Origin of the sequence: Mucilaginibacter gossypii (genome assembly GCF_900100945.1) — a bacterium.
Classification (GTDB): domain Bacteria; phylum Bacteroidota; class Bacteroidia; order Sphingobacteriales; family Sphingobacteriaceae; genus Mucilaginibacter; species Mucilaginibacter gossypii.
Genome location: NZ_FNCG01000014.1, coordinates 118,292 through 133,645, shown reverse-complemented (window position 1 = coordinate 133,645; position 15,354 = coordinate 118,292). Strand labels below are relative to the sequence as shown.

14 protein-coding genes are annotated in these 15,354 nt (G+C 42.3%); 8 read left to right on the top strand and 6 right to left on the bottom strand.

Annotated elements, in window-relative coordinates; genetic code table 11:
* Positions 1-7 precede the first annotated feature (7 nt).
* Positions 8-1,915 (top strand): amidophosphoribosyltransferase, encoded by a 1,908-nt coding sequence (locus BLS28_RS22210; RefSeq protein WP_091172525.1) that lies wholly within the window; start codon positions 8-10, stop codon positions 1,913-1,915.
* Positions 1,916-2,142: 227 nt separating this feature from the next.
* Here BLS28_RS22210 and BLS28_RS22205 read toward each other — a convergent pair whose 3' ends face one another.
* The gene (locus tag BLS28_RS22205; protein ID WP_091172523.1) at positions 2,143-2,799 is read right to left on the bottom strand and encodes a LysE family translocator; all 657 of its coding nucleotides are present in this window, start codon (positions 2,797-2,799) and stop codon (positions 2,143-2,145) included.
* A 168-nt stretch (positions 2,800-2,967) separates the two neighbouring features.
* Here BLS28_RS22205 and BLS28_RS22200 point away from each other — a divergent pair, with 168 nt between their 5' ends.
* Entirely contained in the window at positions 2,968-4,443 is a 1,476-nt protein-coding gene (locus BLS28_RS22200) for an MFS transporter (protein ID WP_091172671.1), read from the top strand.
* 94 nt (positions 4,444-4,537) lie between these two features.
* Positions 4,538-5,008, top strand: a complete 471-nt coding sequence (locus BLS28_RS22195; protein WP_091172520.1) for a deoxycytidylate deaminase — start codon at positions 4,538-4,540, stop codon at positions 5,006-5,008.
* A 60-nt stretch (positions 5,009-5,068) separates the two neighbouring features.
* Here the strand turns inward: BLS28_RS22195 and cmk are convergent, their stop codons facing one another.
* Positions 5,069-5,746, bottom strand: coding sequence for a (d)CMP kinase (gene cmk, locus BLS28_RS22190; protein ID WP_091172517.1), 678 nt, complete (start codon positions 5,744-5,746; stop codon positions 5,069-5,071).
* 71 nt (positions 5,747-5,817) lie between these two features.
* On the opposite strand from cmk, the gene arfB reads away from it, so the two are divergent.
* Entirely contained in the window at positions 5,818-6,228 is a 411-nt protein-coding gene (gene arfB / locus BLS28_RS22185; protein ID WP_091172514.1) for an alternative ribosome rescue aminoacyl-tRNA hydrolase ArfB, read from the top strand.
* 155 nt (positions 6,229-6,383) lie between these two features.
* Here arfB and BLS28_RS22180 read toward each other — a convergent pair whose 3' ends face one another.
* A complete protein-coding gene (locus tag BLS28_RS22180) occupies positions 6,384-7,343 on the bottom strand; it encodes a lipid A deacylase LpxR family protein (RefSeq protein WP_091172511.1) in 960 nt (319 codons plus the stop codon).
* A 225-nt stretch (positions 7,344-7,568) separates the two neighbouring features.
* On the opposite strand from BLS28_RS22180, the gene BLS28_RS22175 reads away from it, so the two are divergent.
* A complete protein-coding gene (locus BLS28_RS22175) occupies positions 7,569-8,000 on the top strand; it encodes a DUF1801 domain-containing protein (RefSeq protein WP_091172507.1) in 432 nt (143 codons plus the stop codon).
* A 133-nt stretch (positions 8,001-8,133) separates the two neighbouring features.
* On the opposite strand, the gene lon is transcribed toward BLS28_RS22175, so the two are convergent.
* Positions 8,134-10,608, bottom strand: coding sequence for an endopeptidase La (gene lon / locus BLS28_RS22170; RefSeq protein WP_091172505.1), 2,475 nt, complete (start codon positions 10,606-10,608; stop codon positions 8,134-8,136).
* 368 nt (positions 10,609-10,976) lie between these two features.
* On the opposite strand from lon, the gene BLS28_RS22165 reads away from it, so the two are divergent.
* Positions 10,977-11,627, top strand: coding sequence for a tetratricopeptide repeat protein (locus BLS28_RS22165; protein ID WP_090531867.1), 651 nt, complete (start codon positions 10,977-10,979; stop codon positions 11,625-11,627).
* A gap of 21 nt (positions 11,628-11,648) precedes the next feature.
* On the opposite strand, the gene BLS28_RS22160 is transcribed toward BLS28_RS22165, so the two are convergent.
* Together BLS28_RS22160 and gpmI are read right to left on the bottom strand one after the other, a co-directional pair.
* Positions 11,649-12,215 carry a hypothetical protein gene (locus BLS28_RS22160; RefSeq protein ID WP_091172500.1) on the bottom strand — a complete coding sequence of 189 codons (567 nt, stop codon included), beginning with the start codon at positions 12,213-12,215 and terminating at the stop codon, positions 11,649-11,651.
* Entirely contained in the window at positions 12,202-13,725 is a 1,524-nt protein-coding gene (gene gpmI, locus BLS28_RS22155) for a 2,3-bisphosphoglycerate-independent phosphoglycerate mutase (RefSeq protein WP_091172496.1), read from the bottom strand. Before gpmI ends, BLS28_RS22160 begins: the two co-directional genes overlap by 14 nt.
* A 196-nt stretch (positions 13,726-13,921) precedes the next feature.
* Between gpmI and BLS28_RS22150 the strand changes: the two genes are divergently transcribed.
* Both BLS28_RS22150 and nadC read left to right on the top strand, forming a co-directional pair.
* Positions 13,922-14,317 (top strand): DUF4783 domain-containing protein, encoded by a 396-nt coding sequence (locus tag BLS28_RS22150; protein ID WP_091172493.1) that lies wholly within the window; start codon positions 13,922-13,924, stop codon positions 14,315-14,317.
* Between the two features lie 167 nt (positions 14,318-14,484).
* Entirely contained in the window at positions 14,485-15,330 is an 846-nt protein-coding gene (gene nadC, locus BLS28_RS22145) for a carboxylating nicotinate-nucleotide diphosphorylase (RefSeq protein WP_091172490.1), read from the top strand.
* Positions 15,331-15,354 lie beyond the last annotated feature (24 nt).

Below are 15,354 nucleotides of genomic sequence, written 5' to 3'. Positions count from 1 at the left end.
CCGAATCATGAGCGATCAGATTAAACATGAATGCGGTGTGGCATTTATCCGCTTACTAAAGCCACTATCTTATTATCAGAAAAAGTACGGAACTGCACTGTACGGCCTGAACAAACTTTATCTCTTAATGGAAAAACAACACAACCGCGGCCAGGATGGCGCAGGTGTTGCTACCATTAAACTGGATATTGAACCGGGCAAAAGATACATTAGCCGTCACCGCTCAATGGCCTCAAATGCCGTTGCCGACATTTTTGAATATATCCAAAAGAAATTTGCGGACATTCAGAAAGAGACCCCCGAAAAAATGGCGGACGCTGAGTGGCTTAAAGAACATGTGAGCTTTACCGGCGAGGTTTTGTTAGGGCACCTGCGTTATGGTACCCACGGCAAAAACAGCATTGAAAGCTGCCACCCGTTTTTGAGGCAAAACAACTGGATGACCCGTAACCTGGTTATTGCCGGTAATTTTAACATGACCAATGTTGATGAATTACTGCAACAACTGTATGCATTAGGTCAGCATCCAAAGGAAAAGGCCGATACGGTTACTGTGCTCGAAAAAATAGGCCACTTCATCGATACTGAAAACCAGGGCTTGTTCGATCAGTACAAACGTGAGGGATTAGATGATAACATGGAGATCAGTAAGCTTATAGCTAATGATATGGATGTTGCCAAGATCCTCCGTAAATCGGCCAAGAACTGGGATGGCGGTTATACTATTGCCGGGATCCTTGGCCACGGAGATGCCTTTGTAATGCGCGATCCGGTGGGTATCCGTCCGGCATTTTATTATTATAATGATGAGATCGTTGTTGCAGCATCTGAACGCCCTGCTATCCAAACGGCATTTAACGTGCCGATGGAGGAGATCAGGGAAATTCGCCCCGGCCATGCGTTGATCGTTAAAAAGAATGGTAAGATAACCGAGGATATGTTCAGTGAGCCAAAAGAAAAGAAAGCCTGTTCTTTTGAGCGGATCTACTTTTCGCGCGGCAGCGACTCGGCCATTTACCGTGAGCGTAAGCAATTAGGTCGCCTGCTTTGCCCGCAGATATTGGATTTTGTTAATCATGACATTAAAAATACGGTATTCTCTTACATACCCAACACCGCCGAAGTTGCCTTTTATGGTATGGTTGAGGGTATGCATAAGTATGTAAAGAAATATCAGTACGAAAAACTGCTTGAGCTTGGAAGCGACATTACCGAAGAAAAGCTTACCGAAATATTACAGGTAGCCCCAAGGGTTGAAAAAATAGCCATTAAGGATGTTAAACTGCGTACTTTCATCACCCAGGACGCGGATCGCAGCGAAATGGTGGCCCACGTATACGATACTACTTACGGATTGATCAGAAAAGGCACCGATACCTTAGTGGTATTGGATGACTCTATAGTTCGTGGTACTACACTGAAACAAAGTATCCTGAAAATTCTTGACAGGCTTGGCCCTAAAAAAGTAGTTGTGGTTTCATCTGCTCCGCAGATCCGTTACCCCGATTGCTATGGGATTGACATGTCACGTATGGGTGAATTTGTTGCATTTGAAGCTGCAATCAGTTTGTTAAAAGAGATGGGCAGGGAAGATGTGATCCTGGATGTTTATCAAAAATGTAAAGACAGCCAGAAACTGCCTAAGGAAGAAGTTGAAAACTATGTGAAAGAGATTTATGCCTTGTTTACCGATCAGCAGATCTCTGACCGTATTGCGCAGATCATCACACCTAAAAATGTGAATTGTGAGGTACAGGTAATTTATCAAACCTTAGATAACCTGCACATAGCCTGCCCTGATAACCTGGGTGATTGGTATTTCAGTGGTGATTACCCAACCCCGGGTGGTAACAAGGTTGTTAACCGCGCCTTTGTTAACTGGATGGAAGGTAAAAACCAAAGAGCTTATATGTAATGCCCCCTTACCCCCTAAAGGGGGAATGATATACGAGGCGATGAGTTTTTCATCGCCTTTTTTGTGTTTTAGGATTTTTTATTAGATGTGTGATGTTATGCTCATCTTCCGTCATCCCGAACTTGTTTCGGGATCCCATAAGACAAGCCGTCGGTTGCTTAACATAGAGGAGACTAAGCGTGTGGGGTGCCGAAACAAGTTCCGCATAACTGTGATTGATTGATAACCTACGATCCCGCCGGCGCTGCAAATACAAAATGTGTAACCAGCTTATCAATCAGCACCAATGAGGCGATAATAAGAGCAATACCGGCAACCTCATTTAAACGGTGAATAAACTTAACCGAAATACGTGCCCGGAGCTTATTGGCATAAAAAGCTTTGAGGGTATCCATACCAAACTGTATGATGAGTATGGTAAGGAACATGACAGCTATATGAAAGGATCTGTGCGGTGTACCTACCAGGAATGTAGTACTGGCTGCACCGATCACCACCGTCCAGTGGAAGAGGAGGGTAGGGTTAAAAATGCACATCAGGAAACCTTTAAGTATGTAACCAAAGCGGTCGGCGCCTGATGGTACTTTATTTTCATAATTGATCTCGCTTTTCTTGAACATGTAATATAGGCCAAGCGCGAATAATATGGCGCTGCCTACAACGCCTGCTATAACTTTGGTATGGTCAGATACATCGATATATTGCGAACCAAACAGGATTGCGCCCACAAAAACCACATCGCTGCAAACCACACCAAGGGCAAGCGAAACACCGGCATGAAACCCTTTTTCGATACTGGTTTTAATGAGCGCAAAAAAAACCGGGCCGGTAATAAATGTAAGTACTAATCCAAACCCGATACCCGAAACAATGGCTTTTATCATTAAGTTAAGCTTTGTTCTTTTTTGAACATTGCGAATATGCAATTTTATCTCATAAACAACGAAAGTTAAAATTGTGATTTAATTTATTTAAAAAAGAGGTGAGACTTTTACCAAAATTGAATTATGTTTAGAGATTCAAAAATCAAATTAGTACAACCTATTTTACAAATGGAACAAAACGACAAAAAAAATTACGGGTCGGCGTTGCTCACGTTAATTACCGTATTTTTCTTCTGGGGCTTCGTGGCCGCAAGTAATGACATTTTAATACCCGTATTTAAAGAAAAACTAAGCTTAGCACAATGGCAATCACAAATGATTTCATTTGCCTTTTATTTAGCTTATACTGTTGGTTCAATTATATACTTCTTTGTTTCAAAGGCAAGTGGCGGCGATATCTTAAATAAGTATGGTTATAAGAATGGAATTGCTGCCGGTCTTATTTTATCCGCTTTGGGTACATTATTATTTTACCCGGCTGCCGAAACAGCTTCATTTTATTTGATGATTACGGGTTTGTTCATTGTTGGCTTAGGTTTTTCGCTTCAACAAATTGCTGCCAATGCGTTAGTGGTAGCACTTGGTGATCCTAAAACAGGTGCACAACGCTTGAGCTTAACCGGTGGGGTAAATAATTTTGGTACTACTATTGGGCCGCTGTTGGTTAGTTTGGCAATATTTGGCCAGGTTGGCGGTGCTACGCACGTAGCAAGCATCAGCGCTGTTAAATTTCCATACCTTATTTTGGGTGCTTTATTTTTAGTAGTTGCTGTTATCTTCAAATTCTCATCTGTTCCTAATAAAATAGCTTCAGTAACGGATGAGGATGTGATCAGCTCCCCAACAGATATTTCAAAAGGTGTAAAACCTGTCGGTAAAAAAAGCGCGCTAAGCTATCTGCAATTATCATTGGGTATGATAGCAATATTTGTTTATGTTGGGGTTGAAGTATCGACGGCAAGTAACCTGCCGGAATTTATGAAAGAAAAGCTCCATACTGAAACGGGCAATATTGCTCCTTTTATATCTCTTTATTGGGCAAGTTTAATGATAGGCAGGTGGACAGCCTCAATAGGCGCGTTTAATCTTGCAGGTGGTGCTAAAAAGATATTAAGAGTTGTAATGCCTTATATTGCTTTTGCAGTATTCCTCGCCGTTAATAAGCTTGCGCAGCATGATGTTACTCCTTTTTATATATATGCGTTTGTCATTGTTGTATTGATCGTTGCCGATTTGTTGAGCCGCGGCAACCCCGCCCGTCAATTATTAATATTCTCGGGCTGTGCAATTACCGCTTTGTTCATAGGTATGTTATCAAGCGGCATGGTTAGCGTTTTCGCGTTTATTAGTGTTGGCTTATTTTGCTCAACATTATGGCCATGTATCTATACGCTTGCTGTAACTGGTTTGGGTAACCATACCAACGAAGGTTCAAGTTTCCTTATCATGATGATTATGGGTGGCGGTTTCATAAGCTTATTACAAGGTTATTTGGGTGGTCCGGACCTAATCGGCATCCAATGGTCATATTTAGTTGGTGTTGCTTGTTTTGCCTACCTTGCATTTTATGCAATTAAAGCTAAAAGTGTATTAAAGCAGCAAGGTATCGACTTTGATACTGTTGAAGTTAAAGGCGGACATTAATATTTAACCAGTCACTAATCATTATTGGGTCATTAAGTCATTTTTAAATGAAGTAATGACCCAATGATATTTAATGACATAATGATTTTAAACTATGAAACCCAGCTTTGATCAGATTTTTATGAACCTGGCCACTGATCTGGCCGAGCGGTCGCATTGTGTTAAAGCACATGTTGGGGCGGTTTTAACGCGTGATACGCGGATTATTTCCATAGGCTATAACGGTCCGCCGGCTGGAACACATAATTGTGATGTGGAATGGCCCGAAACAGGTTGTGCGCGCGATTCAAAAGGCAGCTGTTCACTTGCCCTGCATGCCGAAGAAAACGCGATACTTTATGCGGTAAAAAACGGGGCACGACTTGAAGGCGCTACGTTGTATACCACGCTGTCGCCATGTTTGCCTTGCGCAAGGCTCATCTATTCGGCGGGTATAACCCATGTGTATTACGATAAATCTTATGCCGAATACAAAGGCCTGGCAAGCGATGAAGGGGTGGATTTTTTAAACAGGTTTGGGGTTAAGGCGGAGAAGTTTAAGCAGAACCATGATTCACTTGATTAAGGGATTTCTTGATAGGCTTTAAATATCAAGAAATCCTTAAATCCTAAAAATCATGGTTCATTACTCCGCAATAAACGGTTCAATATGGCTTATGGCAAACATCAATTGCTCATCCTGGCTTAGGTCGGTGTTGTCTAATATAATGGCATCTTCGGCGCGGGTAAGGGGGCTTTCCTCGCGCGTGGTATCCTGGTAGTCGCGGTGTGCCAGGTTATCAAAAACCTCTTCTAAAGTAATGTTAGGGTTGGTTGGTAATAACTCTTTATAACGGCGTTCGGCGCGAATCTTTGGATCGGCAGTCATGAACAGTTTCACCTGGGCATCAGGGAATACTACCGTACCGATATCGCGGCCATCCATAATAATATTTTTAGAGCGGCCTAAACGCTGCTGTTGCCTTACCATGGCTGCGCGCACTTCTTTTATAGCTGCTACCGAGCTAACTTTATCAGCAACGTGCATCTGGCGAATCTCTTCAGACACGTCCTCTTCATTTAAGGTAATAAAGGTTTTATGGTTTTGCGTATGAAAATTAAGATGGATATTATGCAACGCGTCCGCTATCTGGGCATGATCTTCAAGATCAATATTATGCCTTAAAAAGTATAAGGTTACGGCACGATACATAGCGCCGCTATCAACATAGATAAAATGAAGCTCTTTTGCTAAAGCTTTTGCCAGGGTGCTTTTCCCGCACGAAGAATAACCATCAATGGCTACTACGATATTGTTGTTCATAGAGCTGCTAAAATAGCAAATTATTAGCAAATGGCCCGATAGCGGTAACTCAATAAGGCTTATTTTTGAAGATGAATTTTAACAAAGCCGATCTCCAAAAGGAAACGAGCTACAAAACATCAAGAAGCGGGGGAAAGGGCGGCCAAAACGTAAATAAGGTTTCGAGCAAGGTTGAACTGTTATTTTCAATAGGTTCGTCCGCTTTGTTTAACGATGAGGAAAAGCTGCTGCTAACCGAAAAACTGCAGAACAGGCTTAACAAAGATGGTTACGTGCAGGTAATATGTGATGAAGAGCGAAGCCAGTATCTCAATAAAGAAAAAGCAATTGAAAGGTTAACAACGCTGCTAACAAAAGCCCTTCAAAAGCCCAAAGTGCGTAAACCCACTAAAGTGAGTAAAGCCGCAAAAGCGGCAAGATTGGACAGCAAGAAAAGGCAATCGGTAAAGAAGGAGAATAGGAAAAATGATTTTGGTGAGTAGTTAAGCGAACTCTCTAAAGCTATGTCATTGCGCAGCGTGGCAATCGCATACTCTACAGAGTGGCAATGCTTCCGTGCGATTGCTTCGTTCCTCGCAATGACATGATGGTTCAGGTAGCGGTTCTTCTAATCACTAACCTCCAACCTCTAATCTCTTTACTTAAATCTGTAAAGCCCGGTAATTGAACCCCATTGGTGCGAGCGGAGCATTTCCTTAGTGTCTTTGGTATGGAATATTGCCGCTATATCAAAAGCGAAACGGCTGGTTGTAAAAGCTACACCTACCTGTTGGCTAAATATAAACGGTTTCTTTTCTGAAACAACTTCCAGGCTGTTTGGGTCGTCATGTTTGCGGAACAGGCTGCCCTGGATGGTTGCATCATAACCAACCAAATTGGCTAAGGGCTTGTAGTAAAAAAAGATCTCGTGCTTGTGCAGTAATTTTTCCTCACCGCCGGTTGATACCGTACTTTGGGTACTGATGGAATTGAATAGCTGGTTGAAATTTCCCAGGCGTACCATCCCCCCGGCGCCAGCGCCGGTAAAGCCGTTACCCAGGTTGGCATATGAGCTAAAGCTCAGGTCAATCCATGAGGCACGGGCCAGCAGCTTATTATACTCGGCCGAAAGATTGAGCTCTAAATCATTTTTGACCTGGTATTGCCAGCCGTTAAGTTTGTAAAAACCGAAAGTATTGTGAATAAGTTTCTGCACAGGTTCGCCTCCCGCGGCCGGGCCTACCAGGCCTATCTGGGCGCCAAGCTTCAGGTTACTTTCGTTTTTGTACAGCAAGTTAAGTGTTGAGCCTATATAAGTATAAGCAGCAAACGGCCTGTCAATATCAAATGGTCCGCGTACAAAGCCCGATTGGGGGTTGAACATTTTTTGCCCTAACTCAAATCCTAAAACTTTGTTTTGGAGTGAATTTTCGGACGGTTTTACGGTTAACGCCTTTCGGTAGTAAAAGAAAATACCATTGGTGTAATACCTGTCAGATCCCTGACCAAGGAACGAATCATTGTCAGTTTGAATACCAAATTCATGACCGCGGGTTTGTGCAAATAAGCAGGTAGCGCTTAGCAGGCATACCAGTGTTAAAAATAGTTTATTAGGCATTGGGGTTTATATAGGATAATAGTATATATGTGCGCTAATATATAAAAAACCCGATGCAAATAAAGCAGTTATAAATTTAGGGGTATTACGGTTTGAAATTTGATTGATGAGTCAACACAAAGAGAAAAGTATAACGATAAAAGGTAAAAAGAATGAATTAGGGTTTTACTAAAAATAAAACGAAATTTAAAAAGACATGCAAACAACCCATAATCCCATATTTATATGAACGTGCAGCAACAAACCGAAGAGTATATTGCCAGCCAACCTGAACCCAAACGTGGTGATATGCAAATTTTACATAGACATATACTTCAAATATTACCGGGATGTAAATTATGGTTTGAGGATGGTAGAAACGCTGAAGGCCGGATTGTTAGCAACCCTAACGTAGGATATGGATCTTACACCATAAAATACGCTAACGGAACAACCAGGGAGTTTTTTCAGGTTGGTATGAGCGCCAACACTACGGGGATTTCTATCTATATCCTGGGTATTAAGGATAAAAAATATTTACCCCAAACATATGGAAAAGAGATAGGCAAGGCCAGCGTGACAGGGTATTGTATTAAGTTCAATAATTTAAAAGATATAAACATTGATATACTTGAAGTGGCAATAAGGGATGGGGTTGAGATTACAAATGAAAATTAAACTTCGAGCCGCGAACACTATTTTAAGTTGGGCATTATGTTTCGATACCTTGTCATGAAGAACTTCTAAAACAAAAAAGTTTTACAGCGCATAACTGTAAAACTTTTGTTTTATGCCAGAAAATAGTCCTGCTTTAGTTAATTGCTGCTTTCTCGTCTTCTTTAACGGTAAGATTTATTGGATTTTTAACCTTTTCATTAAGCAGGGCCAGCGTTATCACGTCCCTAATATCGGTAACGTAATGAAAGCTAAGGTCTTTGATGTAATCTTCCTTAATTTCCAGAATATCTTTTTGGTTCGATTTGCACAGGATGATCTCTTTTATGTTGGCACGTTTTGCAGCCAGGATCTTTTCTTTGATACCGCCCACAGGCAAAACCCGACCCCGGAGGGTGATCTCGCCCGTCATGGCCAAATTGGGCTTTACTTTACGCTGTGTAAATGCCGAAACCAGTGCTGTAAGCATGGTAACACCTGCCGACGGGCCATCTTTAGGGGTAGCGCCTGCCGGTACGTGTACATGCACATCCCACTGATCAAACAGTTTAGGGTTGATGTCAAAATCGGCAGCATGAGCGCGCAGGTAAGCGAGGGCTATAGTTACCGACTCTTTCATTACATCGCCAAGGCTGCCTGTAAGTGTTAAGCGGCCTTTTCCGGGGCTTAAACTGGCTTCAATGAACAGGATGTCGCCGCCTACAGAAGTCCAGGCCAGGCCTGTTACAACGCCTGCTACGTCATTGCCTTCATAAAGGTCTTTATCAAAAATAGGTGCGCCCAGTATCTTTTCGATATCTTTTTTACTTACAACACTGTTGTAAGGCTCTTCCATGGCTATGTTCTTAGCCACGCCGCGCACAACCGAACCTATCTTTTTCTCCAGTGAACGTACCCCCGATTCGCGGGTGTAATCAACTATCACCTTTTCGATAACATCTGCTTTAAGACTTACATCTTTTATTTTTAAGCCATGTGCTTCGCGCTGTTTAGGTACAAGGTGTTGCTTTGCTATCTCAATTTTTTCTTCAATGGTATAGCCGTTCACTTCAATGATCTCCATCCTGTCTAACAAGGCAGGTTGGATAGTGCTCAGTGAGTTGGCAGTAGCTATAAACATTACGTTTGAAAGGTCGTAGTCCATTTCAACATAGTGATCAGAGAAGGTGCCGTTTTGCTCGGGGTCAAGTACTTCAAGCAGGGCCGACGATGGATCGCCCCTGAAATCGTTGCCTACTTTATCTATCTCATCCAAAATAAATACCGGGTTTGAAGCGCCCGCCTTTTTTATCGACTGGATAATGCGGCCCGGCATAGCACCAATATATGTTTTACGGTGACCGCGGATCTCGGCTTCATCACGGATACCGCCTAATGCCATGCGTACATATTTACGGCCTAAAGCCTTGGCTATTGATTTACCCAGCGATGTTTTACCAACTCCCGGAGGGCCAACCAAACAAAGAATAGGCGCTTTCATGTCATGCTTCAACTTAAGCACAGCCAGGTATTCAATAATACGTTGTTTTACCTTATCCAAGCCAAAGTGATCTTTATCAAGGATTCTTTGCGCACGCTTAAGGTCAAAGTTATCTTTGGTAAACTCGTTCCATGGTAAATCAAGCAGCAGTTCAAGATAATTGATCTGAACCGAGTAATCGGCTGCTGCGGGATTGGTACGGCTCAGTTTTTCAAGCTCTTTGTTAAAATGATCTTTAACTTCCTTTGCCCATTTCTTTTTGATGCCACGCTGGCGCAGGCTCTCAATTTCCAGGTCGGGCGTATTGCCGCCCAGTTCTTCCTGTATAGTTTTTAGCTGCTGGTTAAGGAAATAATCCCTTTGCTGTTTGTCAAGGTCAACGCGTACTTTGGTCTGGATCTGGTTTTTTAATTCCAGCATTTGCAGGTCGAGCGTTAAATGCTCAAGCACAAGGTTGGCACGTTCGCGCAGGTTGGCAATTTCAAGCAGGTGTTGCTTAGCGGTCATATCAGCGTTCATATTTGATGATATGAAGTTGATCAGGAACGATGTGCTTTCGATATTGCGGATTGCGATCCCTGCTTCACTCGGGATATTTGGCGAAAGCTGGATAATATTCATGGCCATATCCTTAATGGATGATACCATGGCTTTAAACTCTTTATCTTCCTTGATTTTTATCTCATGAAAGGGCTCAACTGTGGCTTTTATATAGGGTTCGCTCTGTACTTCTTCTTTTAAATAAAAACGTTTTTTGCCCTGGATGATAACGGTGGTGTTTCCATCAGGCATTTGCAGCATTTTTATAATGAGTGCTATAGTGCCAACTTTGTTAAGCTGGTTAAAAGTAGGGTCTTCAATCCCCACATCCTGTTGCGAAACCACCCCAATCATGCGGCTGCCTTTATTAGCATCGCGGATTAGTTTTATTGATTTATCCCTGCCAACTGTAATTGGGATCACAACACCCGGGAAAAGTACAGTATTGCGCAAGGGTAAAATAGGCATTACATCGGGCAGTTCCTCATTATTCATCTCCTCCTCATCTTCCGATGACATTAGCGGGAAAAATTCTGAATCCTCGTTTATAACCGGTAAAGCATTTTTAAAATCAAACGGATCGAAATTCATTATTATATTTTAGTAGAATAAAACGTCATGTTGTCAGCCTGTAAGATAGTTTCCACTTCAATTACAGGTTAAATTGCGATTATCAATCGCACATAACTATGGTTCAAGAGCTGTGCCAAGTTACGATAATAAATAGCAACAATTAATCTGGTGATTTAACGTACTGGTTACATGTTTGTTACAAATTTGTAAAACGAATTGTAAATAAATAAGATTTTATTGGTAAAGATGAAAAAAAGTCATAGTATCGCTTTGCTTAAATTATTTGTACGTGTGAAAAATTTTATATAAAACCACAATATGGCATAATAATTTAGGATATTAATAGTTAATATTATACCATTTTTGTTTTACCAGTAATCCGTTTAATGAAGTTATCAGTTATCCTGCCCCTTCTGATCATGTCTTCGCTCGAGTCGGCTATAGCACAAAACGCTTATGTACGGCTCGGCCAGCAGGCGCTCATGGATGGCGATTTCCGTTCGGCGGTGTCACACCTGGAAAAGGCGTGCATAACTGATTCAACAAATGCAAACGCTATGTGGATGCTGGGCTACTCATACTACCACAGCGATAACTACAAAAAATCGATACTGGCATATACCAAGGTAATTGCCGTAAAGCCGGCAGATGCTACTGCTTATTATTACAGGGCAAGGGCAAAAAGCTACCTGGGGAGAGACAGCCAGGCTTCGGCGGCGGATAAGGAACTATACCTGTTAGGCGCTATTGTGGATCTTACAAAGGCCATCTCTATTAACAGCGATCTCAGGGATAACAAATACTACCAAAACAGGGGCATAGCTTACCGCGACTACGGTATGTTTAAATTGCAGGCGACATCTCGTTTTTATGACAAAGCAAGGGGAATAAACTCGTTAAAGGCTTCAGTTGCCGATCTGGAAAAAGTACTGGCAGATAATCCGGGCCGCATGGACATTTCCGCACTGATCGATCAGTCAAAAGAGAAACTCATCCAGGCTACTACAGGGGTTAATACTTTAGTGAAGCAGCACTAAAATCCGGTTAAACTTTCTCTTTTACCTTTTAGGCAGGGTTCCCTGCACCTTGTAATCGTTCCGGCCCATCAATTTCACATGTTGCGTTTTTTGGATCAGGTAAAGTGAATCGGGAAAATAACTCAATTTTTCGTTGGTTTCGTACAGTAGGTTTTTGGTGTGGTTATAGATCAGGATCCACGCCACTTTATCGCCGGCTTTTTTGATGATGATGCGACGGGTTTTAAGCTCGGGGGTACGGGCCTTATAAATAATAGCGCTATCGCTTGTACTAACTGCATAACTGTTTTTCCAGGCCGGGCGGTTAATGTCCGACTGGATAAACAAATTAAGCTCCTGGTTCCAGTTGCCAATGTGTACTATTTTGGTTTCGGTAACGCCATTGTGGGTAACCGTTTTGTTTACTGCGGGGTTTAGCCTGGTAAGCCGTGCCGAATCGGCCCTGAAAAATTCTTTCAGGTCAAAGTAAACCAGTTTGGCACCGCTTTGCCTGTTATCGGGCCGGCAGGAATATAAATTTGCTATTAACAATAAAAAGCCGCCCATCAGGGCGGCTTTGCTTATGTTTTTTGGATTACACCAATACATTACCAGTCATTTCGGGAGGGATGGCAACACCTAATATACTTAATATGGTTGGCGCCACATCGCCCAGTTTTCCGTCTTTTACCTCTTTAACATCCTTGTCAATCACGATACATGGTACCAGGTTGGTGGTATGTGCCGTATTGGGCGACCCATCTTCGTTGATCATGTAATCGGCATTGCCATGGTCGGCCAGGATAATAAACGAATAGCCGTTGGCCAAACCTGCTTCAACAACAGCTTTGGTGCAGCTGTCGGCAGTTTCGGCTGCTTTAACCACCGCGCTAAAAACACCGGTATGGCCAACCATATCGGTATTGGCAAAGTTAAGGCAAACAAAATCAGGCCAGCCGGTTTCCAGTTCCGGGATAATGGCATCACGGATACCGGCAGCACTCATCTCAGGCTGCAAATCGTAGGTGGCAACCTTTGGTGATGGTACTAATAACCTTTTTTCGTTGGCAAACTCTTTTTCCCTGCCGCCCGAAAAGAAGAAGGTTACGTGCGGGTATTTTTCGGTTTCGGCAATCCTGATTTGTGATTTACCTGCATTTTGCAGGATCTCGCCCAAAGTTTTGGTCAGATCTTCTTTATTGAAAACAACCTGAACATTCTTAAACGTTTCATCATATGGTGTCATGGTGATGTAACGGATAGCCAGCGGGTGCATGTTGTATTCGGGGAACGACTTTTGAGTTAACGCGATACTGATCTCGCGGCCCCTGTCGGTCCGGAAGTTAAAGCAGATCACTACGTCGCCATCTTTAATAACGGCTAAAGGTTTACCTGCGTCATCAACAGCAACTATCGGTTTTACAAACTCATCGGTAACACCTTCAAGGTAGGAGTGTTTGATGAGCTCGGTAACGTTTTGGGTTGATGTGCCAATGCCATTAACCATCAGGTCGTAAGCCAGTTTAACACGCTCCCAGCGGTTATCACGGTCCATGGCATAGTAACGGCCTATCGCCGAAGCTATCTTAGCGCCGGTACCTGCAATATGCTCTTCAAGTTCGGTAACAAAGCCCAAACCCGATTTAGGATCGGTATCGCGGCCATCTAAAAAGGCATGGATATATACATTGTTAACGTCCAGCTGTTTTGCGGTGTCGCAAAGGCCTTTCACGTGACGAATATGCGAATGTACACCACCGTCAGATACTAAACCGATAAAGTGTACATCTTTATTGTTTTGTTTAGCGTATTCAAACGCATCTTTCAATACGGGGATAGTTGGCAGCTCATTGTCATCAACTGCCTTATGAATGCGGCCAAGTTCCTGGTAAACCACGCGGCCTGCACCAAGGTTCATGTGACCAACTTCCGAATTGCCCATTTGCCCGGCAGGTAAGCCTACTGCTGTTCCTGAAGCTTCAAGCTTTGAATTTGGATATTGCTTAAGCAGGCCATCAACAAAAGGAGTATTGGCAGCCAGTATAGCGTTTGATTGATCGTTGCGGCCATAACCCCAGCCATCAAGTATTATTAGTGCGAGTTTCTTTTTGTTTTCCACAATGCAAATATAAAGGCAACTGGGTACTTTATATATAATTTTTTAATTTAGGTTAGCAGCCTGAAATAAAACTTAAATTATACTGTTAGTGTTTATTATACAGTTTTAATGAACACAGCTTTTTAGTTTATTAAAAAACGAGTAAACACTTAACCGCTCTTTGTAACTTTAGCACCCATTAGTACGTTATTATTGTATGAAATTAATATACCTGCCGTCGTTTATTTTTTTACTGCTGCTCCCATATGTCTCATCGGCAGATGCTATAGATAACGTGGCCAATCTTTTAAAAACAGGTAATACCAAAGAGCTTTCCAAGCTATTTGCCAATAATGTTGAGATCACCATTATGGAAGACGAGAATGTTTACTCGCAAAACCAGGCTACAGTTATACTGGATAAGTTCTTCGCCCGGAATAAGCCTAAAAGTATTAAGCTGTTACATAAAATAAATTCGGGGGGTAATTATCATTTTGGTGTTTATATTTTGAATACAGATAAGGGCGAATTTCGGGTTGCAATCACCCTTAAAGACGCGGGTAAAGGTACTAACGTTGTTGAGCTGAAGATTGAGGATGAAAAGGTGAAATGACGTAGTTCATGGATCATAGTTAATGGTTCATAGCACCTGTTTGGAGCTGAACCGTTTTCATAGTCAGAGATTTGCCATGAACCATGAACAATGAACCATTATCTTTACCGTAATCAATCCCCCCATTTAAAAATTGTTGTTACTTTTGACACTCAAAAAGTACACAATTGGATAAAGAACTAATACACCAGTTTATAAATAATGCTTTAAGTGAGGATGTGGGCGATGGCGATCATACCTCGCTATCAACCATCCCGGCTGACGCTACCGGCAAAGCAAAACTTTTAGTTAAGGACGAAGGAATACTGGCCGGTGTAGAGCTGGCTGCCGAAATATTTCATGTGGTTGATCCAAACCTTAAACTTAACGTGTTTTTGCAGGACGGAGCCCCGGTTAAATATAACGACATAGCTTTTGAGGTTGAGGGCAATTCGCGCAGTATTTTGACCGCCGAGCGTTTGGTACTAAATTGTATGCAACGTATGTCGGGAATTGCTACAAAAACCAGGCAGATAGTTGATTTGCTGAAAGGGACTAATACTAAAGTTTTAGATACCCGTAAAACCACACCGGGGCTTCGTTATCTCGAAAAATGGGCGGTACGCATAGGCGGAGGCGTAAACCACAGGTTTGGTTTGTACGATATGATCCTGATTAAGGATAACCATGTAGACTATGCCGGCGGAATAAGACAAGCTATTGAAAGCGCTAATCAATATTTAACCGACAGTGGAAAAAAACTTGCCATTGAAATTGAGGTACGTAATCTTGATGAACTGGAGCAGGTTTTACAAACCGGCCGGGTTAACCGCATACTGCTTGATAATTTCAATTTTGATGACCTGCGGCAGGCTGTTGGTATAATACAAGGGCGTTATATTACCGAAGCTTCGGGCGGTATCACCATTGATAATATACGTGAATATGCCGATTGTGGGGTCGATTATATTTCTGTCGGGGCGCTTACTCATTCGGTTAAAAGCCTTGACCTTAGCCTGAAAGCCGTAAAATAGGGGTAATTAAAACATCAAATAACA

Coding starts and splice junctions, on each gene's coding strand:
- BLS28_RS22210 (WP_091172525.1), top strand. CDS start 8: ATGAGCGATCAGATTAAACATGAATGCGGTGTGGCATTTATCCGCTTA.
- BLS28_RS22205 (WP_091172523.1), bottom strand. CDS start 2,799: ATGATAAAAGCCATTGTTTCGGGTATCGGGTTTGGATTAGTACTTACA.
- BLS28_RS22200 (WP_091172671.1), top strand. CDS start 2,968: ATGGAACAAAACGACAAAAAAAATTACGGGTCGGCGTTGCTCACGTTA.
- BLS28_RS22195 (WP_091172520.1), top strand. CDS start 4,538: ATGAAACCCAGCTTTGATCAGATTTTTATGAACCTGGCCACTGATCTG.
- cmk (WP_091172517.1), bottom strand. CDS start 5,746: ATGAACAACAATATCGTAGTAGCCATTGATGGTTATTCTTCGTGCGGG.
- arfB (WP_091172514.1), top strand. CDS start 5,818: ATGAATTTTAACAAAGCCGATCTCCAAAAGGAAACGAGCTACAAAACA.
- BLS28_RS22180 (WP_091172511.1), bottom strand. CDS start 7,343: ATGCCTAATAAACTATTTTTAACACTGGTATGCCTGCTAAGCGCTACC.
- BLS28_RS22175 (WP_091172507.1), top strand. CDS start 7,569: ATGAACGTGCAGCAACAAACCGAAGAGTATATTGCCAGCCAACCTGAA.
- lon (WP_091172505.1), bottom strand. CDS start 10,608: ATGAATTTCGATCCGTTTGATTTTAAAAATGCTTTACCGGTTATAAAC.
- BLS28_RS22165 (WP_090531867.1), top strand. CDS start 10,977: ATGAAGTTATCAGTTATCCTGCCCCTTCTGATCATGTCTTCGCTCGAG.
- BLS28_RS22160 (WP_091172500.1), bottom strand. CDS start 12,215: ATGTATTGGTGTAATCCAAAAAACATAAGCAAAGCCGCCCTGATGGGC.
- BLS28_RS22150 (WP_091172493.1), top strand. CDS start 13,922: ATGAAATTAATATACCTGCCGTCGTTTATTTTTTTACTGCTGCTCCCA.